This window comes from Streptomyces sp. NPDC023527 (genome assembly GCF_055560115.1).
This window is the reverse complement of record NZ_JBVHJJ010000008.1, coordinates 64482-81814: the sequence shown is the minus strand read 5'-3', so window position 1 is coordinate 81814 and position 17333 is coordinate 64482. Positions and strand designations below refer to the sequence as shown.

20 protein-coding genes are annotated in these 17333 nt (G+C 70.4%); 5 read left to right on the top strand and 15 right to left on the bottom strand.

Annotation, left to right across the window (positions count from 1 at the left end):
• Nucleotides 1–4 precede the first annotated feature (4 nt).
• The 7 genes from ACZ303_RS17475 to ACZ303_RS17445 all read right to left on the bottom strand — a co-directional run bounded on the left by ACZ303_RS17475 (nt 5) and on the right by ACZ303_RS17445 (nt 5533).
• The gene (locus ACZ303_RS17475) at nt 5–211 is read right to left on the bottom strand and encodes a hypothetical protein (RefSeq protein ID WP_467339790.1); all 207 of its coding nucleotides are present in this window, start codon (nt 209–211) and stop codon (nt 5–7) included.
• Nucleotides 186–1658: a GMC family oxidoreductase N-terminal domain-containing protein gene (locus tag ACZ303_RS17470; RefSeq protein ID WP_467339788.1), complete on the bottom strand. Its 1473-nt coding sequence runs from the start codon at nt 1656–1658 to the stop codon at nt 186–188. Before ACZ303_RS17470 ends, ACZ303_RS17475 begins: the two co-directional genes overlap by 26 nt.
• A complete protein-coding gene (locus tag ACZ303_RS17465; RefSeq protein WP_467339786.1) occupies nt 1655–2149 on the bottom strand; it encodes a hypothetical protein in 495 nt (164 codons plus the stop codon). Before ACZ303_RS17465 ends, ACZ303_RS17470 begins: the two co-directional genes overlap by 4 nt.
• A 262-nt stretch (nt 2150–2411) precedes the next feature.
• On the bottom strand, nt 2412–3131 hold the full coding sequence (locus tag ACZ303_RS17460; RefSeq protein WP_467339784.1) for a L,D-transpeptidase family protein: 720 nt from the start codon (nt 3129–3131) through the stop codon (nt 2412–2414).
• Between the two features lie 120 nt (nt 3132–3251).
• Nucleotides 3252–3692, bottom strand: a complete 441-nt coding sequence (locus tag ACZ303_RS17455) for a hypothetical protein (protein ID WP_467339782.1) — start codon at nt 3690–3692, stop codon at nt 3252–3254.
• 318 nt (nt 3693–4010) lie between these two features.
• Nucleotides 4011–4934 carry an RNA polymerase sigma-70 factor gene (locus tag ACZ303_RS17450; RefSeq protein WP_467339780.1) on the bottom strand — a complete coding sequence of 308 codons (924 nt, stop codon included), beginning with the start codon at nt 4932–4934 and terminating at the stop codon, nt 4011–4013.
• Between the two features lie 125 nt (nt 4935–5059).
• On the bottom strand, nt 5060–5533 hold the full coding sequence (locus ACZ303_RS17445; protein ID WP_467339778.1) for a carboxymuconolactone decarboxylase family protein: 474 nt from the start codon (nt 5531–5533) through the stop codon (nt 5060–5062).
• Between the two features lie 126 nt (nt 5534–5659).
• On the opposite strand from ACZ303_RS17445, the gene ACZ303_RS17440 reads away from it, so the two are divergent.
• Complete coding sequence (locus ACZ303_RS17440; protein WP_467339776.1) at nt 5660–6226, top strand: putative immunity protein; 567 nt, start codon at nt 5660–5662, stop codon at nt 6224–6226.
• 255 nt (nt 6227–6481) lie between these two features.
• Here the strand turns inward: ACZ303_RS17440 and ACZ303_RS17435 are convergent, their stop codons facing one another.
• The 3 genes from ACZ303_RS17435 to ACZ303_RS17425 all read right to left on the bottom strand — a co-directional run bounded on the left by ACZ303_RS17435 (nt 6482) and on the right by ACZ303_RS17425 (nt 9471).
• Nucleotides 6482–6814, bottom strand: coding sequence for a putative quinol monooxygenase (locus tag ACZ303_RS17435; protein WP_467339774.1), 333 nt, complete (start codon nt 6812–6814; stop codon nt 6482–6484).
• 273 nt (nt 6815–7087) lie between these two features.
• On the bottom strand, nt 7088–7942 hold the full coding sequence (locus ACZ303_RS17430) for an ATP nucleotide 3'-pyrophosphokinase (protein WP_467339772.1): 855 nt from the start codon (nt 7940–7942) through the stop codon (nt 7088–7090).
• A gap of 218 nt (nt 7943–8160) precedes the next feature.
• Nucleotides 8161–9471, bottom strand: a complete 1311-nt coding sequence (locus ACZ303_RS17425; RefSeq protein WP_467339770.1) for a glycoside hydrolase family 6 protein — start codon at nt 9469–9471, stop codon at nt 8161–8163.
• A 316-nt stretch (nt 9472–9787) separates the two neighbouring features.
• Between ACZ303_RS17425 and ACZ303_RS17420 the strand changes: the two genes are divergently transcribed.
• Nucleotides 9788–10777 (top strand): trypsin-like serine peptidase, encoded by a 990-nt coding sequence (locus ACZ303_RS17420; RefSeq protein WP_467339768.1) that lies wholly within the window; start codon nt 9788–9790, stop codon nt 10775–10777.
• Between the two features lie 138 nt (nt 10778–10915).
• On the opposite strand, the gene ACZ303_RS17415 is transcribed toward ACZ303_RS17420, so the two are convergent.
• From ACZ303_RS17415 to ACZ303_RS17405, 3 genes are all read right to left on the bottom strand, one after another.
• Nucleotides 10916–11416 carry a nucleoside deaminase gene (locus ACZ303_RS17415; RefSeq protein WP_467339766.1) on the bottom strand — a complete coding sequence of 167 codons (501 nt, stop codon included), beginning with the start codon at nt 11414–11416 and terminating at the stop codon, nt 10916–10918.
• 122 nt (nt 11417–11538) lie between these two features.
• Nucleotides 11539–12009, bottom strand: a complete 471-nt coding sequence (gene cynS / locus ACZ303_RS17410) for a cyanase (RefSeq protein WP_467339764.1) — start codon at nt 12007–12009, stop codon at nt 11539–11541.
• A 97-nt stretch (nt 12010–12106) separates the two neighbouring features.
• Nucleotides 12107–12721, bottom strand: a complete 615-nt coding sequence (locus tag ACZ303_RS17405) for a carbonic anhydrase (RefSeq protein WP_467339762.1) — start codon at nt 12719–12721, stop codon at nt 12107–12109.
• A 123-nt stretch (nt 12722–12844) separates the two neighbouring features.
• Here ACZ303_RS17405 and cynR point away from each other — a divergent pair, with 123 nt between their 5' ends.
• Both cynR and ACZ303_RS17395 read left to right on the top strand, forming a co-directional pair.
• Entirely contained in the window at nt 12845–13738 is an 894-nt protein-coding gene (gene cynR, locus ACZ303_RS17400) for a transcriptional regulator CynR (protein WP_467339760.1), read from the top strand.
• Nucleotides 13739–13871: 133 nt separating this feature from the next.
• Nucleotides 13872–14978 carry a helix-turn-helix domain-containing protein gene (locus ACZ303_RS17395; RefSeq protein WP_467339758.1) on the top strand — a complete coding sequence of 369 codons (1107 nt, stop codon included), beginning with the start codon at nt 13872–13874 and terminating at the stop codon, nt 14976–14978.
• A gap of 55 nt (nt 14979–15033) precedes the next feature.
• Here ACZ303_RS17395 and ACZ303_RS17390 read toward each other — a convergent pair whose 3' ends face one another.
• A complete protein-coding gene (locus tag ACZ303_RS17390) occupies nt 15034–15891 on the bottom strand; it encodes a helix-turn-helix transcriptional regulator (protein WP_467339756.1) in 858 nt (285 codons plus the stop codon).
• A 134-nt stretch (nt 15892–16025) separates the two neighbouring features.
• Between ACZ303_RS17390 and ACZ303_RS17385 the strand changes: the two genes are divergently transcribed.
• Nucleotides 16026–16721: an SDR family NAD(P)-dependent oxidoreductase gene (locus ACZ303_RS17385; protein ID WP_467339754.1), complete on the top strand. Its 696-nt coding sequence runs from the start codon at nt 16026–16028 to the stop codon at nt 16719–16721.
• Between the two features lie 31 nt (nt 16722–16752).
• On the opposite strand, the gene ACZ303_RS17380 is transcribed toward ACZ303_RS17385, so the two are convergent.
• Nucleotides 16753–17286 carry a hypothetical protein gene (locus tag ACZ303_RS17380; RefSeq protein ID WP_467339752.1) on the bottom strand — a complete coding sequence of 178 codons (534 nt, stop codon included), beginning with the start codon at nt 17284–17286 and terminating at the stop codon, nt 16753–16755.
• Between the last annotated feature and the right edge of the window lie 47 nt (nt 17287–17333).

The window sequence follows — 17333 nt, the reverse complement described above, 5'->3', positions numbered from 1 at the left end:
TCCGTCAGGGCGCATCGGTGCGCATCGCTCCGTCCGGGAGCGCCGCTGTGCCCGGGGCCTCGCCGAGACTGCCGCGTACGTGGTGGAGGAGGTCGTCGGTGATCTCATAGGTGGCACTGGCATACAGGCCCTGGGCCCGCTTGGCGGGGTCGGGGTGGGGGTTGCGGTAGAGGCGCTCGGCGAGGTCACGCAGTTCGAGCATGGTGGGCACGGCCGCCCGCATGATGGCCGGGTCCTCGGTGAAGGCGCGTTCGAGGACGCACAGCAGCCGGGCGTAGACCTCGTTGAAGTGGTCGGAGGCCGTCCGCACCGCGCTGCCGGGGGGATAGTGCGCGGACTTGGCCTCGGGGTCGATGGGCTGGACGTCTTCCCAGCCCACGTCGCGCCGGCCAGCTCCAGCCCCAGTTGCCGATCTCGATACGGAAGGGCGCGCGGGCGCGCCGGCCCGGCCCCGAGCGGAAGCCCTCCATCCCGGACGTCGACGCGGGTCCGCGGAAGGGGCCGACGGGATGACTCATCCACCCCCAGGTGAGCAGCGTCGGGTGGTCCATGAGATTGCGCCCCACCTGGTCGCTGTGGTTGGCGAGCCGGGAGACGAGCAGGAGCCTGGCGTTCTCGATCGCGTGCGCGGCGAGGACGACGATGTCGGCTTCGACGGTGTGCGTGATGGGCACGGGGGCGGCGGGGTCGTCGTACGCCTGGTATTCGACACCGAGGACGCGGCCGTTCTCGGCGGCCAGGACGCGGCTCACCACGGCATGGGGGACGAGGGTGACCCGGCGGCGGTCCCACGTGCGCTGGGTCTTGAGCGGGGTGTACTTGGCCTGGACGGGACAGATGGGCACGCAGGAGGCGTTGCCGACGCAGCGCTCGCCGTAGTTGGGCATGCCCGCCGCGCCGACCGGGCGGTAGCCGCGCCCGTCGTCGTAGCGGGGGTTCGGCGTGCTGTTGCGGGCGTGCGGGGTGGTGACCACCCGCAGCGTGATGTCCGGAGTGCCCGCCGACTCCCGGACGGTGGCCCCGTCGAGCCTCGTGGCGAGGATGTTGTCGAGATAGCTCCGGGGGATCACCCGCATCGGATAGACATAGCCCTCGGCGCACGGCAGGCCGATGGCCGCGGCCTGCTCCTGGGCGTCCCCCGCGACGCCCAGTTCGCGCTCGGCCGCGCGGTAGTGGCCCTCCAGGTCGTCGTAACCGATCGGCCAGTCCTTGCCGTAGCCGAAGCTCTGCCGGACCGTGAAGTCCTCGGGGAGCATGCGGGGCGTCAGGCCCAGCCAGTGCATGACGGTGCCGCCATTGGCCCGCAGATAGTCGCTGCCGTAGGGCAGGGCGCCGTTCTGCACGAGGTGGCCGTGTGACCGATAGCCGCCGTCCGGCAGTCCTTCGAGGTCGAGGACATCGGGCGAGGGTGCGGCGGGATTGGCGCGGTAGGGGGAGTTGGGGACCTTGGCGGACGCCGCGTAATACGTATCGAGGGCGTCGAGGTGGCCGGGCCAGGTGTCGAGTGTGCTGGTGCCGGCCTCCAGGACGAGCACGCGCCAGCCCTGGTCGCCGAGTTGCTTGGCCACCAGAGTGCCGGACAGGCCGGCACCGACGACGATGACGTCGTAATGACGCCCGTCGTGCCGCGCGGCGTCGTCCTCCCGGGAGGGGCTCATGAGAGCTCGGTTCGGTCGACCGGCGGGGCGCCGGGCGGCGGATCGGACCACGTCCCGAACCCCGGTGCCTTGGCGCCCTGCGGGTGGCCGTGGAAGGTCCGCCACACCAGGCTCTCCGTATAGGCCTCGGGTGAGACGGTGAACGCGATGTTGGCCTTCTCCCGGCCGAGGGTCGAATGGACGGGCCTGGCCAGCTGGGGCCAGATGCCGAGGTACCACAGGTGGGTGATCGCCCGGGCGATGTCGTGCGACGTCTCGTCGTCGATCAGATCGGGGTCGCCTCCGGCGGCGGCCAGATCGCCGAGGAAGCGGTCGAATGCCCCGGGCCCGACCTGTTCGAGCACGGTGGTGTAGTACAGCCCGGCCATTCCGGTGGCGTGCAGCTCGAAGGCGTCGAATCCGGTCAGCGGTACGGAGATGTCGACGAACTCCTCCACAGCCGGGGTGAGTTCCTCGGGATCGTGCGGGGAAGCCGATCGGTTCGGCGCCATGCGTGACCACCCGTCTTGTGGGACCTGGCGCCTTTTCTACCGGACGGTTCGGTATCGGGAGAAGGGGGAATGAACGACCTTCACCCGTAAGAGCGTTCGCAGAATCGATTTCCTTTGAGGGAAGCAATTCCTCCGGTCTCTCGTCACCGCGACGGTGGCGGGTCGCGGTGACGGTGGACGGGGAACTCGCCGGTACCGCCCTGGCGTTGCGTGCCGGACGGTCGGTTCGCCGGAAGGGTTCCCCGCGCGGCCGGATCCGGTCTCAGGTGCCGGGCTTCCGCCCGTAGACGAAGACGTCGTCGCCGTTGTGGAGCATGGACCAGTATTTCTTGGCGTCGCCGGTCCGCATGTTGACGCAGCCGTGCGAGCCGGGCGGGGACCAGACGCTGCCCTCGATGGCGTGGAAGGCCTGCCCGCCGTCGAAGAACTGGGCGTAGGGCATACGGACCTTGTAGATCGTGGACCAGTGGTCGATCGAGCGCCAGTAGATCTTCTTCGCGCCCGTCCGCGTCTCGTAGCCGTCACGCCCCGTCCGTACCGGCACCGGGCCGAACTTCAGGGACTTGCCGTCCTGGATCCAGCTGATCTGCCGCGTCAGGTCGACACAGGCTATGCGCCCCTTGTTCACGGGGCACTTCCCCGCCGCGTTGGGGTTGCGCCTGGTGACCTCCTGCTGCATCACGCCCCAGGTCACCGGGCCCGCGTAACCGATGTTCGGACTGATGTCGTGCTTGGTCTGGAAGTCCTGGATCGCCCGGCAGTCCGCCGGTGACTGCCGGCCGTCGACCGGCCTGCCCAGGAACTTCTCCACGTCCTTCTGATACGGCCCGGTGCGGGTCGTGCACGAGGGCGCCGCGTGCGCGGTGCCGCCGATGGCGACCGTGAGCGGGGCCGCGAGCCCCACGGCGCCGAGGAGCACGCCCAGGCGGCGTGCGGTTGTCGTGGCCGTTCTCCTCTTGAGTCTTCCCTTGCGTCGTCTCATATGAAGTATGACTGTGCAGCCCGCCGGAGGGTTGCAGGGTCGAGGGGTGCGGAAGGGCCCGCCCGTGCGGTCGGCACGGACGGGCCCCTGTGTGGCCCGGGTGTACGGGCCGGGGAGAGGTCAGGAGATCGGGGCGCCGGTCGGGATGGAGGAGAGCGCCAGGGGATTCACGTTGGCGATCTTGTTCCAGGCGAAGTGGTACTTGTCCATCGCCGCCGGGCTGGTGATCCAGCGCTTGATGCCATTGCTGACCAGGTAGACCTGGGGAGCGTTGGCGGCCTTTCCGAGGAAAGCGCCGTCGGACAGCTGACCGCCGTTGTCGATGCTGCCGATGTCGATCACCGACTGAATTCCGTTCCAGTCCCGGAAGAGATTGTTGTACGTGGCCGGGTTGGGGATCCAGCGGCGCTTACCGTCCAGGACGAGATAGACGGCCGGGCTGTTGACGCCTTTGAGGCGCTGGCCGTTCAGTTCCGGATGCGTGCCCGGAGGGCGCGCGTCCGACGCGTGCGCGGACGTCACTTCGGTTCCCGTTCCCACGGCCTGCGCGGCGGGTGCCACGGCGAATCCGGCCAATGAGGCGAGAGTCAGGGAGAGTGCAGCGAACCACGAGCGTCTGTTCACGGTTCCTCCGCGAAATCGAGAGGCGGTGGAGATCGTCTGCTCATCGCGATCCCCACGCCTTTACGGGTGCTTCACATTTCCGGTGCCGAGCCCGATTGTCAATGGCCGCCGAGTTGCCCTCCGCGGCCCTCGGCGATTCTCCGCCAATACCGCCGATACGGTCTTCGGGAACATCGGGCATCGGTACGGTCGTTGGCGCCGAGATCGATATCGGACGGATGACGGGTGGCGATGGAGGTGCGGTCGGCTGTGGGGTCACTTCGTGGGTCGGCGTGCCCGTCTCACTTCGTGGTGGATCGCCCAGGCGTCCGCTACCGGGCCCACGTGCCCGAGCTTGTCGGGGTTGCTCACCGAGCGGATCGCCTGGATCTGCCCGTCGAGCACATCGAGGACCATGGTGTGGAGGACCTTGCCGTCCCGGTCGCGGAAGATCGCGCCGGGCTGGCCGTTGACCTCGCGCGGCTCGAACGTCACGTCGATCCGGATCAGCCACGGGAAGACGGCGGCAAGCAGCCGGGACACGTTCTCCGCGCCCATGATGGCCCTGGCCAGCTGCGGGGTCTTGCCGCCGCCGTCGCCGACCAGCGATACGTCGGCGGCGAGCAGTTCCCGCAGACCGGTGACGTCTCCTTCGCGGAGGGCGGCGAAGAACCGCGACGCCAGTTCCTCCCGCTCTTCGCGAGCCGCTTCGAAGCGCGGCCGTCCGGCCTCCATGTGCCGCCGCGCCCGCACCACCAGCTGTCGGCACGCCGCCTCCGACCGCCCCACCGCCGCGGCGACCTCGTCGAACCCGAAGCCGAACACCTCCCGCAGCACGAACACCGCCCGCTCCAGCGGGCTGAGCCGCTCCAGCAGCAGCAGCGCCGCCATCGACACCGAGTCGGCCAGCTCCACCGATCGCGCCGGATCCTGATACGGATCGCTCAGCAGCGGCTCGGGGAACCACGGGCCCACGTACTCCTCCCGCCGTACCCGCGCGGAGCGCAGCACGTCGATCGAGATCCGCGTCACCGCGGCCGACAGAAAAGCCTTGGTCGACGTGGGCCGGGTCGCCGAGCCGTCGAAACGCAGCCACGTCTCCTGCACCGCGTCCTCGGCCTCACCCACACTGCCCAGAATCCGATAGGCGATCGAAAACAGCAGCGGCCGCAGCTCCTCGAACTCCTCGACCTTGCTCACGCCGACTCTCCTCCCTCTGGCCCCTCCCGCCTGGCCGTACTCGCCGGCGCAGGCGGCTTCTGATGATCATCCGGATCACCGGCGGGCCACAGTAACGCCCGCCGGCTCGAGGCCGCTGATGCGGCTCAGTGGAACTGCCCGGCCTCGTAGGCGCCGGCCGGCTGCTGGGTGATGACGTTCAGCCGGTTCGCCATGTTCATGAGCGAGATCAGGAGGGTCAGGCAGGTGAGCTGCTCCTGGTCGTAGTGCTTGGCGGCATTCGCCCACACCTCGTCGCCGACCCCACCGGCCGCGTCCGCGACCCGGGTCCCCTCCTCCGCCAGCTCGAGCGCGGCCCGCTCGGCCTCGGTGAAGACCGTGGCCTCCCGCCACGCCACCACCAGGTTCAGCCGCACCGAGGTCTCGCCGGCAGCGGCGGCGTCCTTGGTGTGCATGTCGATGCAGAAGGCGCAGCCGTTGATCTGGCTGACGCGGAGCGCCACCAGCTCCTGCGTCGCGGCCGGCAGCGGCGAGTCCTTGAGCACCTTGCCCACCGCCATGAAGTGCTTGAGGACCTTGCCGGCGGTCGGGTCGGCGAAGAGGTCAAGTCGCGCGTCCATGGTGTGCTCCTTCGTGGTCTTCAGTGGCTTACAACCCTGAGACGAGGTAGCCCGACCTCCTGTGACATGGGCGAATGTGACCTGCGTCTCACGGCTGTCGCCTGGTGAGCCGGCACCGTCGGAGGTGTGGCCGGCAGCGACAGGGAGCACCCGAACCGGCAAGATGTGCGGGTGGAAAAGGTGACCATAAGCGAAGAAGACCGTCGACTTCTCGGACTCTGGGCCGCCGATTGCGTCGAACGGGCGCTCCCGCTGTTCGAGGCGAAGGCCCCCTCCGACACCCGTCCTCGCGAGGCGATCGAGGGCATCCGCATCTTCGCGCGCGACGGGAAACGGACAGGGCGACTGCGCTCCCTCGCCTGGGCGGCTCACACAGCCGCACGTGAAGTCGGCGACCCGGCTGCCACAGCCGCCGCCCGCGCGGCGTGCTATGCGGCGGCGACCCCTTACATCCACCCCTTGGCCACCCCTCACCAGTCGAAGCACGCCCTTGGGCCCGCCGTTTACGAGGCGCGCGCTCGTGAGCTCGCGGCGGGCGATGACGCGACGGTCGGTGACGAGGAGATCCGATGGGCGATCGAGCACGCCTCGCCGGCAGTTCGCGACCTTGTGCGGCGGATGCCGGCTCGCAGCCCTGGTCGCAGTCGGCTGGACGCGCTCTACTGCCAGCTCGACGCGGCCCTTCGCCGCTGATCAGCGGCGAAGCTGGGCTACGGCGGCGTCGATGCACCGGGGCGCCCACGGACGGTTCAGGCGCTGAAGCGTTCGACGAGCGTCCTCACGGTGTCGAAGGCGGGCCTCTGGGAGTTCAGGTGTCGTACGAGTTCGTCGTGGCCCGCTCGCGAGTCCGCCAGGACCAAGGCCGACATACGCCGGGGCCGGTTGCCGTCGTGGTGTGCAGCGGACGGCGACCGGCCCCGGTACAGGCCCTACCCGGCCCTTTCGGAACTAGGACGTGTGGCGGGGGGTGAGCTCCGCCATGGCGGACCAACCGCTGCCCGGAGCCTCGGTGCTGATGATCTGCGGGGTGGTGGCGATGGCGTCGGCCATCGTGTCCATCGCGGCCTTGAAGTGGGCGGAATTGACGTGCGCGTCCCCCGCCTCGCGGGAGGCGAAGCCCTCGACCAGCACGAACTGGTTCGGGTTGTCGACACTGGTGGACCACTCGAAGAAGAGGTTGCCGGGCTCGCTGCGGGTGGCCCGCGTGAAGTCGTCGACGAGCGCGAGCCAGTCCTTGCTGCGCTCGGGACGTACGGTCATCTTGGCGACGATGAAGATCATCGATGTCTCCTGCGGTGTCGGGGCGGCAGGGCCGTGTGCACGGCGCCGATCGTGGTGGGCGGGTGCGCCCGGGTCGGATTCCACGCTGGAGGAGGCGAGGTCTCCTGGTGAAACGGCTGGGGGACCGATTCCGGCCCTGCCGGAAAATCGACCCGCTCCGGGCGGCCGGGGCCGGGGCCGAGGCGGGGGCGGCCGCGGAGCGAGGGTGACGAGGAAGGGCGACAGGCGGCCGTCGACAGATCATCCGCTGTCGGCGGCCGTGGCGATGCGCGTCTAAGCGGCCGCGGGAGACTGGGCGGCGGCCGGAGAGTTCTGGCCGGCGGGAGCGGTCGCGGCGGCCGGCTGCCGCGACGCGGGAGCGGCGAGCCCCTCCGCCCCGTCGGGAACGGGCACCGACGCGAAGATCGCGTCCTGCTGGCGTTGCAGCTCCTGGGCGCGGTCCTTGGAGGTGCTGGGCAGGCGCTGCTCCTCGTAGAGCTTGTGCGTCGCCTCCTGGGCCCACTTGCTCGACGGCGTGTGGAACTGGACCTCGAAGGCGTGCCCGGAATTACCGTCCCGCCAGCCGGAATTGATGCCCTTGTAGCCGTTCTTCCGGCCCCAGGAGTTCGACCACTTGATGCTGTCGTTGCCCCATTCCGACAAGGCGGTCGAGGCGACCGCGACGCCCTTGGTGTACCTGCCGTCCGTCCACTGCAAGGTGTAGCGGACGGAGTCATTGATCTTCGCGAGGGCCGCGTCCACGGTCTGCCCGGGGACTTCCTTCATGGACGTGGCCACCTTGCGCTTGAGCGAGTCCGCGGACTTCAGCCGCTGGTCGAAGCCGACCAGTGCGGCATGGCTGATGAGCGCCACCGCCTTCAGCTGGGGACTGATCGACTCCTCGGCCTCTTTGGCACGGGTGGCGAACTCGTCCACCTTCTTGTTGTCCGCGGCATTGAGGGCCAGACCGTCGCCCTGCCACCCGCCGTCGTCGCTTCCGGGCCGCTCGGCCGTGGATACCTTGCTGGGAGGAGCCGGGTACGAGCCGTCCGCGCCTTCGGCGATCGCGCCCTGGATCGAGGTGACGCTCAGGGCGACGGCCAGCGCGGCGGCGGCCGCGAATCGGGTGGCAGTGCGATTGGTGAACATCCGTGTGTTTCGACCTTCTCTCGACGGTTGCCGCATACGGCGAGAGATACAACAGGACGGGGCGCGGACCGGCATATGAAACGCCGATGACGTCGGCTGTTTTGACTTGATCACGTTGCTTTCGGGCGGAGAACGGAACGTGCCCGCGCATGACCCGCTGTCCTCCCCGATCACGTGGGGTGCGTCCCAGAGCGGGACGCACCCCACGACACCCTCGCCTACCCGCCGGGTTTGCCCCCGGCCACCGCGTCCGGCTTGGTGGCCGGTGGCGCGGGGGGCGCCGGCGGCTCCTTGGCGGGCGCGTCCGGCGGGGGCGGCATCAGCGCGGGCGCTGTCGGGACGGTGTTGGCGAGCCGCAGGGCGTAGTCGGCCCACCAGCGGCCGGCCGCCGGGGCGCCGCGGCAGGCGCCGTCGGACTCCCCGGGCCGCTTGATCCAGAGGTAGGCGTCGATGAGCGGGTCGCCGGTGGCCGTCGTGGGCGGAGTGCCCAGGGCGCGGCCGGGCGGATTGCACCACGGCTCGGCTTCGCCCGACCCGGGCCCCTGCCCGATGTTCCGCAACATGTCGCCGAGCTTCCCGAAGCCGACCCCGGCGCCGCCTCCGTAGCCTCTGCCGCTCAAGCCGGGAAGGGGAGCGGGGCCGCTGCCCGTATCCGCCGCCGGGGCGTGGTCGCCACCGCCGTGGTCGGCGTCCGGGGGGAGGGGGCCGTTGCCGTTGCGGCTGGTGTCGACGACGTAGTGGGCGCCGTCGAGCAGGGCGGAGAGACGGTCGCCGTACGTCCGTGTGACGGGGTTGGTGTGGAAGTTGGAGACGTTGAGCGCGAATCCGTCGGCGTCCGCGATGCCCGCCTTCCTCAGCGCGGAGGCCAGCCGTTCCTGGTCCGCGATCCAGCCGGGGTTGCCGGCGTCGAGGTAGACGGAGGTGCCCGGCCGCGCCTTGAAGGTCTTCACGGCCTCGGCCAGGAGCTCGAGCCGCTCCTTCGCGGGGGCCGTCGGGACGCAGCCGGAGGCCCACTGGGCGAGGGCGTCGGGCTCCAGGACGATCCACGCCTGGCGGGTCCCGATGCCCTCCGCGGCGCGCGCGGTCCAGGTGCGGTAGTGGTCGGCGTCGGCTGCGCCACCGGAGGAGTACTGCCCGCAGTCGCGGTGCGGGATGTTGTAGGCGACCAGGACGGGGATGCGGCCCTCGCGTTCGGCCCGGCGGGTGACCTGCTCGGCCTGCGTCTTCGGGTCGTTGCCGGTCAGCCACACGGCGGTCGATCGGTCGGAGATGCGTCGCAGCGCTGTCGCGTCCTCCTCCCGCCCGCGCTCCTGCCATACCCGCACTTGGCGGATGGCGGGGCCGGAGGGTTCCACCCAGAACGGTTCCGTGGCGTCGCTGTCGTTGTCGTCGTCGTGTGCGAAGGCGTGATCGGTCAGGCCGGGCAGGCATGCTGCGCCGGCGCACACGACGAAGGCGGCGCCGAACCTGAAGAAGGCCCTGCCGAGTCGTGGAGCGGTGTCGCGCCGGATACCGGGTCTGTTCCTCATGTGTCGTCCCCCAGATTCCGTTGGCTGGATCTGTTCCCTTACAGGGTGTCAGCTGTCGGACCGTCAGAACCTGTTGTGATGCGCCGAACGGGCCTTCGTGGTACGGGCCGGAGCGTGACGGATCGTCACGGGAGGGGATCGGGTACACGATTCGGCCATGCTTGTGATGTGCTCCTGACAATTTGACTCGCCCGTGGGACTCTCCCTCACACACACCTCGTATCCGCACCGCTCGTCTGCCCGGACCGCGCCTACCGCGGTCCGGCCCCCACACTGCCGCGCGACCTCTCGCGCGGCCCGGGCAGAAGGAGTACGCGTGAGACGTCCCCGCCGTACCGCCGTCGGCATCGTCCTGACCGCCGGGACCCTGTTCGCCGCAGGTCTCCAGGCGACCGGGGCCGGAGCCGCCCCGGCCGACAGCCCGTACGCCCCCGACACCGTCCACACCGCCGCGGCCTCGGCCGCCGCTCAGCGCCAGGTCAGCGAATTCTGGACACCCGAGAGGATGCGAACGGCCACGCCGCTCGACCTCCGCGCGACCGCCCCCACCGGCGTCCCCGCCCCGATGCCCGCGGGCCGGGCGTCCACCGTCGCGCCCACCGCCCCGTCCGCCAAGTCGTTCCCGCAAGCGGGCGGGGCGTGGTCCGGTGGCGGTGCCGTCACCAAGACCTCGGGCCGGGTGTTCTTCACCTTCCAAGGGCGCAACGCCTCCTGCTCCGGTGACGCGGTCACCAGCCGGAACGGCAGCACGGTGCTCACCGCCGGACACTGCGTCAAGTACCAGGGCACCTGGCACACCAACTGGACGTTCGTCCCCGGCTACCAGGACGGACAGGCGCCCTACGGGACGTGGACCGCGGCCAAGACCGCCTCCACACCCCAGTGGGTCGCGAGCGAGGACATGAACTACGACGTCGGCGCCGCGGTCGTCGCCCCGCTCGACGGCAAGAAGCTCGCGGACGTCGTCGGAGCGCAGGGCCTGCAGTTCAACGGCGCCTACAACCAGTCCATGTACGCCTTCGGCTTCCCCGCCGCCGCGCCGTACGACGGGAAGAGGCTCATCTACTGCAGCGGGAAGACCTCGAAGGACTTCCTGATCACCAAGGACCACGGCCTCGCCTGCAACATGACGGGCGGTTCCAGCGGCGGCCCGTGGTTCGCGTCCTTCGACGAGGCCACCGGCGCCGGCCTGCAGGCCTCGGTGAACAGTTTCGGCTACACCTTCCTGCCGAACCGGATGTTCGGGCCGTACTTCGGCGACGAGGTCAAGAGCCTCTACGAACAGGCGGCGGCGACGAACCTCTGACGCCACCGCCTCCACTGTCCCTTCCGGCCGCTTGCCCCGCCGCCAGTCAGAAACGGAGCTCCGGACCTCCGGCGCGGCGGGACAGGCGTGTCGGAGGTCCGCGGTGAGCGCGCGGACGCCCCGGCCGAAGGAACGACCTCAGGCCGCGGTGGGGGCGCCGGCCACGCGGCGTTCGCCGCCGTTGTGGTCCTGCCAGGCGCGGTAGACGTCCACCGCCGCGTCACGCGGTTCGTAGCGCATCGGCAGGCGCCGCTCGGACCAGTCCGTCGCGAACTCCGCGTAGAAGGTGCCCAGCTCGAAGTACTTGCGATCGTCCACGTAGTGCGGTTCGTAGTCGTCGCGCAGGGTGAGGAAGACGACCTCGTCGGGGCTGCAGTAGTACAGCGAGCCCAGGCACATGGGACACGGGTGGGCGAGGACGTAGATGGTGCAGCCGGTCAGGTGCTCGGTGCCGAGCCGGGTGCAGGCGTCGCGTATGGCGAGGATCTCGGCGTGTGCCGTCGGGTCGCTGGTCTGGGCGACCAGGTTCGGGCTCTCGGCGAGGATCTCGCCGTCCTTGACGATCACCGTGGCGAAGGGGCGCCCGCCCTCGTCCACATTGGCACGGGCGATGTCGATGGTGCGCTGTGCGAAGTCCATGGGGTTCCTTCCTTCCGTACGTACGGGGGTCTCCCGTATGTACGGGTCCGGGGTTCTTCCGTGCGTACGTACGGGCCTACGGGCGGGGCCGGGGAACCCGTGCGGTTCCCCGGCCCGGTGGGTCAGAACGGCTTGGTGGGCAGGTACTTGCCGTCGAGGGTGATCACCGCACGGTGGCCGCCCTCGGGGTCCTCGACCTTCTTCACGTCCAGCTTGAAGTTGATCGCGCTGATGATGCCGTCACCGAACTCCTCGTGGACCAGCGCCTTGAGGGTGGTGCCGTAGACCTGGAGCATCTCGTAGAAGCGGTAGATGGTCGGGTCGGTGGGGATGCCGCCGGGGATGCTGCCGCGCACCGGGATCGTCTGGAGCAGCAGCGCCGCGTCCTCGTCCAGGCCCAGGAGCTCGGTCACGGCCTTCGCCGCGTCGGCCGGCAGGGCGTGCTGGCCGAGCAGGGCGGCGGTCACGTAGGCCACCGAGAGGCCGGTGACGTCGGCCAGCTCCTGCCAGGTGAGGTCCTTGCGGGTCTTGGCCTCGACGGTGCGGGCGGCCAGCTGGAGGCGGGCGTTCTGGTCGGCCTGTGCGTGCATCATGAGGAAACCTTTCGTGGGGTATTTCGAGTACGAGGGGCGTCCGAATTCGCGGGTGGCGCGAGTTCGTGGGGGTTGGTCCGAGGGGAGGCGGAGAGGGTCAGCCCGCCAGCGCGACGAAGCGGCCGCTGTCCGGGTCGAGCGTCCGGACCGCGCCGGTGCCGATGTCGTAGACCCAGCCGTGCAGGGTCACCGCGTTCCGGGCGAGGGCGCGGACCACCGTCGGGTGGGTCCTGAGGTTCGCCAGCTGGCTCCGTACGTTGTCCCGTACCAGCGCGGCGACCTTTTCGGAGCCCGCGAGGTGCTCGCCGGCCTCGGTGCGGGCCTTCGACGCCTCCGCGTGGCGCAGCCAGTCGGCCATGGCGGGGAGGCCGTCGAGGTCGCCGCCCTCCGCGAGGGCGGTCATGGCGCCGCAGTCGGAGTGACCGCAGACGATCACGTCGGTGACGCCCAGCACGCCGACGGCGTACTCGACGCCGGCCGCGACGCCGTCCGCGCCCGGTGCGTACGGCGGCACCAGATTGCCCGCCGTACGGATGACGAACAGCTCGCCCGGATCACGCTGGGTGATCAGTTCCGGGACGACCCGGCTGTCCGAGCAGCTGATGAACAGCGCGGTCGGCCGGTGCGTGGTGGCGAGGTGTTCGAAGAGAGCCGCGCGGGCGGGGAACACGTCCCGCGTGAACCGCTGGACTCCTTCGGCGATGTCCTGCATGGTCACTCCTTCTCGGTGAGTGGTGTCGGTCGGACCGACGTGTTCCACCATGCATGAGCAGGACCTATAGCGTCCAAGACGTGAAAGACATGGAAGCTATTGTTCGCATCTATAGTGGTCTCCATGGCCTTGGAACTGCGTCACCTCCGCTATCTGCTCGCCGTCGCCGAGCACGCCAACTTCACCCGGGCCGCCGAGGCCCTGCACATCTCGCAGCCGACCCTGTCGCAGCAGGTCAAACAGCTGGAGCGGGCCCTGCGCGTCCAGCTGCTCGACCGCTCCGGGCGCACCGTACGGCTGACGGACGCCGGCGAGGCGTATGTGCTCTACGCCCGCCGCGCCCTGCAGGACCTGGCGGCGGGTGAACGCGCCGTCCTCGACGTCCAGGACCTCTCGCGCGGCAGCCTGCGGCTGGCCATGACGCCGACCTTCACCGCCTACCTGATCGGGCCGCTCGTCGAGGACTTCCACGCGCGGCACCCCGACATCACCCTGGAGATCCGGGAGATGACGCAGGACCAGATCGAATCCGCCCTCCTCGACGACAAGCTGGACCTCGGCATCGCCTTCAGCGGCCCGCACCTGCCGGGGATCAGCGGCGACGCCCTGTTCACCGAGACCCTCAGCCTCGTCGTCGGCGCCGCCCACCCCCACGCCGGGCGCCACGACGCAGTGCCGATCAGGGACCTCCATGACAGCCCGACGGCGCTGCTCAGCAGCGACTTCGTCACCCGTCGGCACATCGACGAGCACTTCGCGGAGCACAAGGTCAGGCCGCGCGTCACCGTCGAGGCCAACTCCATCAGCGCGCTCGTCGAGATCGTCCGCAGAACCGGGCTCGCCACCGTCCTGCCCGACGCCATCGCCCGCGAACAGCCGGACCTCCACCCGGTGCCGCTCGATCCCGCGCTGCCGTCCCGTACCGTCACCCTGCTGCGCCGGGACACCGCGTACCTGCCCACCGCCGCCCGCGTCTTCACCCACCTCACGAAGCGCTGGGCGCGGGACCACGGGTGACGTACCGCCCTCACCACCACCCCGGCCCGGACGCGCACCCCCGTGGCACGTCCGGACCGGAAGATCACCTGGTACCAGCCTCTCCTCGCCCCCGGATGTCGGGTAGTGGCATTTCTAGGGGCAAGATGGGTCCGTGCTGATAGGAGAGCTCATCAGGGAACTGCGCACGTCGCGCGGCTGGAGCCAGGGGCGGCTGGCCTCGGAGATCAACGACGCCTTCGACACCACCCTGGTCCGGGAGTACGTGAGCGGCTGGGAGCGCGCCAAGGTCAGGCCCGGCCCGTTCTATCTGCGGTGCCTGGCCACGGTGCTGGATGTGCCGTTGGCCGTGCTGGAGGGTGGATGCGCCCCGGAACAGCCGTCGGCCGGCCGCACCGCGGCCACCATGGTCCCCACCGTGGCCGCCGATCTCCTGAGCATCGGGTTCGCCGCACGCCTGCGGGGCGGACCGGCGGTCGACGACTGGGAGGCCCGGCTCGCCGCCTACGGCGCCGACTACATGTCCGCGGGCGCCGGCGACATACAGCGCCGCGTCGTCGAGGATCTGTTCGTGGTGCAGCAGCAACTCGACGATCCCCGGATGTGGTCGGTGGCCGCCCGGCTGATGACCCTGTACGCGACGACGCTTCCGCGGGCGGAGGGGCCGAAGGCCATCAGCTGGTTCCGGATGGCCGCCGACGCGGCCGACCGGTCGGAGGAGAGCGAGGTCCGGGTCTGGGTACGCGGCCGGGCCGCGCTCACCCTCGGCTACGGGGGCATGTCCCCGGGCCTCGCCGACGTGCTGGCCGACCAGGCCGCGGCCATCAGCGACAAACCCTCCGCCGGGCTCCTCAACGCCACGCTGGGCAAGGCGTACACCGCCGCCATACGGGGCGACAAAGCCACGGCCCTGCGGCTGGCCGACCGCGGCCGCAAGGTGTTCGACGCGGCCGCCACCCCGTCCGAGCAGCTCAGCGACTACGCCGTCCCCACCTGGCGCATGAACGGCTACCTGTCCCTGCTGTCGGCGCGGCTCGGCGACGAGAAGCGCGCGACGCGGGCCCAGGAGGAGGCCCGCCGCGAACTGCCCGGGAACCTCCCACGCTTCGCGGCGCACCTGGAGCTGCACCAGGGGCTGATGCTGGCCCGGTCCGGCGACCGGGCCGGTGGCCTGGCCCACGCGGAGGCCGCCCTCGACGCACTGCCCTCCGACAAGCTCTGCGGCACGCTCCAGATGCTGATGGACGAGATCAGGGCTTGAGGGCGCCTGGAGGGGAGCGGGGGTGGACAGCGGTGCCCCGCCCCAGCGCTGATCGCTACGCGGTGGTGCTGTTCTCGGTCATGGCCTGGGTGCCGATGACGTCGAGGAGCCGCAGCCGGTCCGAGGCGGCGCTGCCGGGGGCGGTGGTGTAGGCGACGATGCGCAGATCGCTGCCGGGAACCATGAGGACGTCACAGTCGAGGGTGAGCGTTCCGACGTCGGGGTGGTGGACGGTTTTGGTGTCCGTCTCGTGGAAGCCCACGATCCCGGTGTCCCACAGGCGTGCGAAGTCGGCGCTGTCGCCCCGCAGTTCCCTGATCAGGGAGCGCAGGTCGGCATCGGCGGGGTAGCGGGCGGTCGCCGCTCTGAGATCGGCGACCACGGCCGCCTCGAACCGGGCCTCCTGCTCGGGGGCGTGGCTGACCCGGCCGGGCAGGCCGGCGAAGTGGCGCCAGACGACATTGCGCTCGCGCCCGCGCTGAGCGGAGGCGTCCCCGAACAGGGCGGCCCACAACGGGTTCCACAGAATCAGGTTCCAGGCCGCGTCGTGCACACTGAGCGGTGTGCCGTCCAACTGGTCGAGCAGCCTGCGGACCCCCGGCGGGATGTGTGACGACAACTGCCCAGGGCCCGGCACCGCTTGGCCCGCGAGCAGGTACAGGTGCTCGCGCTCGGCCGCCGACAGCCGCAGGGCACGGCCCAGCGCGGACAGGACCTGCGGGGACGGGGAGGTGGCCCGGCCCTGCTCCAGGCGGACGACGTAGTCCACCGACAGGCCGGCGAGCTGCGCCAGTTCCTCGCGTCGCAGTCCGGCGGCGCGCCGTACGCCGTGGACGGGCAGTCCGACCGCGGCGGGGGTCGTGCGGTCGCGCCAGCCGCGCAGTGCCCTGCCCAGTTCCCTTGATTCACTCACGCCCCCAGTATCCGGCCGCCGCGCCCGGACAGCCTGGTACTGCCAGTCCACAGGCAACGGTGGGTACTGCCTGTTCGTACGCGGTGCGACGAGGGTGGAGGCACCACCGACCCACCGATCACCGGAGTGAGCGCATGACCACCACACTGATCACCGGAGCGAACAAGGGCCTTGGATTCGAGACGGCCCGCCGCCTGATCGAGGCCGGGCACACCGTCTACGTCGGCGCGCGCGATGCCCAACGCGGCCAGGCGGCGGCCGCGAGGCTCGGCGCCCGCTTCGTCCGGATCGACGTCACCGACGAGGACTCCGTCAAGGCTGCCGCCGAATTCGTCGGCGAGGACGCCGGCCGCCTCGATGTCCTGGTCAACAACGCCGGGATCGGGGGCGCGGGCAAGCCGGTCGGCGAGGTCACCGGAGCCGACATGCGGACCACTTACGACACGAATGTCTTCGGCGTCGTGCGCGTCACCCATGCCTTCCTGCCGCTCCTGAAGGCCGGCGACGCCGCGGTCGTGGTCAACGTCAGCAGCGGTCTGGGCTCGTTGGCGGCGACCTCCGACCCGGGCCGCGTCGAGTTCCAGGTGGCGCTGCTGGACTACAACTCCTCCAAGACGGCGCTGGTCATGGTCACCTCGCAGTACGCCAAGGCGTACCCCGCCATCCGGTTCAACGCCGTCGACCCCGGCTACACCGCCACCGACCTCAACGGTCACCGGGGCACGAACAGCGTCGAAGAGGGCGCGGACATCATCGTCCGCATGGCCTCGATCGGAGCCGACGGCCCCACCGGCGGCTTCTTCGACAAGGCCGGCCCGGTCGTCTGGTAGGCCGGGCCGACCCCTCCCAGGGGGAGGGCGATCAACGACAGGGCGGCGTCGCCCGGGCGATGGCCTGATCGAGAAGCTCGTACATGACCTCTAGGTGCCGGTTCTCGACCTGGGCCCACGTGGCGCGCGCCGCGTCGTCGTCCAGCTGGATGAAGCTGGCCAACAGCAGTGTGTGCTCCAGACGCTGGATGAGCAGCTCGCCGCTCAGCCCGAGGTCGGCGTCGGCGTCGACGTCGGCGGAGAGGAGCGTGATGTCGGGGGTGTTCTGCCGCACCCGCCAACCGAGCACGAACCCGTCGGTCCGGGCCGGACCGGGTCGCAGACCGAGCGCCGTCCATCCCCGCCTGAGGGCTTCCCGCGTGTCGGCGGGCGCGTCTTCCAGGATCGCTCGCGCCCATTGCTCGGAGGTGCGGTCCTGTGCCGGGCGTCGGGCAGGGCCGACGTCGGCCAGCAAGGCGTTCTCGAAGTCGATCCGGGCGAGTGTGCTGAGCGCGTGTGCGGCGGGTGGCACCGGGGCGTGGCGCACCCCGTTCGAGGTCCGCTGACGGGACGTGGGATCAACCATCGGTACTCCTCATGTGTGTTCTCGGGCTGTCGGCGGCCGTACTTGGT

Coding starts and splice junctions, on each gene's coding strand:
- ACZ303_RS17470 (WP_467339788.1), bottom strand. CDS start 1,658: ATGAGCCCCTCCCGGGAGGACGACGCCGCGCGGCACGACGGGCGTCAT.
- ACZ303_RS17465 (WP_467339786.1), bottom strand. CDS start 2,149: ATGGCGCCGAACCGATCGGCTTCCCCGCACGATCCCGAGGAACTCACC.
- ACZ303_RS17460 (WP_467339784.1), bottom strand. CDS start 3,131: ATGAGACGACGCAAGGGAAGACTCAAGAGGAGAACGGCCACGACAACC.
- ACZ303_RS17445 (WP_467339778.1), bottom strand. CDS start 5,533: ATGGACGCGCGACTTGACCTCTTCGCCGACCCGACCGCCGGCAAGGTC.
- ACZ303_RS17435 (WP_467339774.1), bottom strand. CDS start 6,814: ATGATCTTCATCGTCGCCAAGATGACCGTACGTCCCGAGCGCAGCAAG.
- ACZ303_RS17430 (WP_467339772.1), bottom strand. CDS start 7,942: ATGTTCACCAATCGCACTGCCACCCGATTCGCGGCCGCCGCCGCGCTG.
- ACZ303_RS17425 (WP_467339770.1), bottom strand. CDS start 9,471: ATGAGGAACAGACCCGGTATCCGGCGCGACACCGCTCCACGACTCGGC.
- ACZ303_RS17415 (WP_467339766.1), bottom strand. CDS start 11,416: ATGGACTTCGCACAGCGCACCATCGACATCGCCCGTGCCAATGTGGAC.
- cynS (WP_467339764.1), bottom strand. CDS start 12,009: ATGATGCACGCACAGGCCGACCAGAACGCCCGCCTCCAGCTGGCCGCC.
- ACZ303_RS17405 (WP_467339762.1), bottom strand. CDS start 12,721: ATGCAGGACATCGCCGAAGGAGTCCAGCGGTTCACGCGGGACGTGTTC.
- cynR (WP_467339760.1), top strand. CDS start 12,845: ATGGCCTTGGAACTGCGTCACCTCCGCTATCTGCTCGCCGTCGCCGAG.
- ACZ303_RS17385 (WP_467339754.1), top strand. CDS start 16,026: ATGACCACCACACTGATCACCGGAGCGAACAAGGGCCTTGGATTCGAG.
- ACZ303_RS17380 (WP_467339752.1), bottom strand. CDS start 17,286: ATGGTTGATCCCACGTCCCGTCAGCGGACCTCGAACGGGGTGCGCCAC.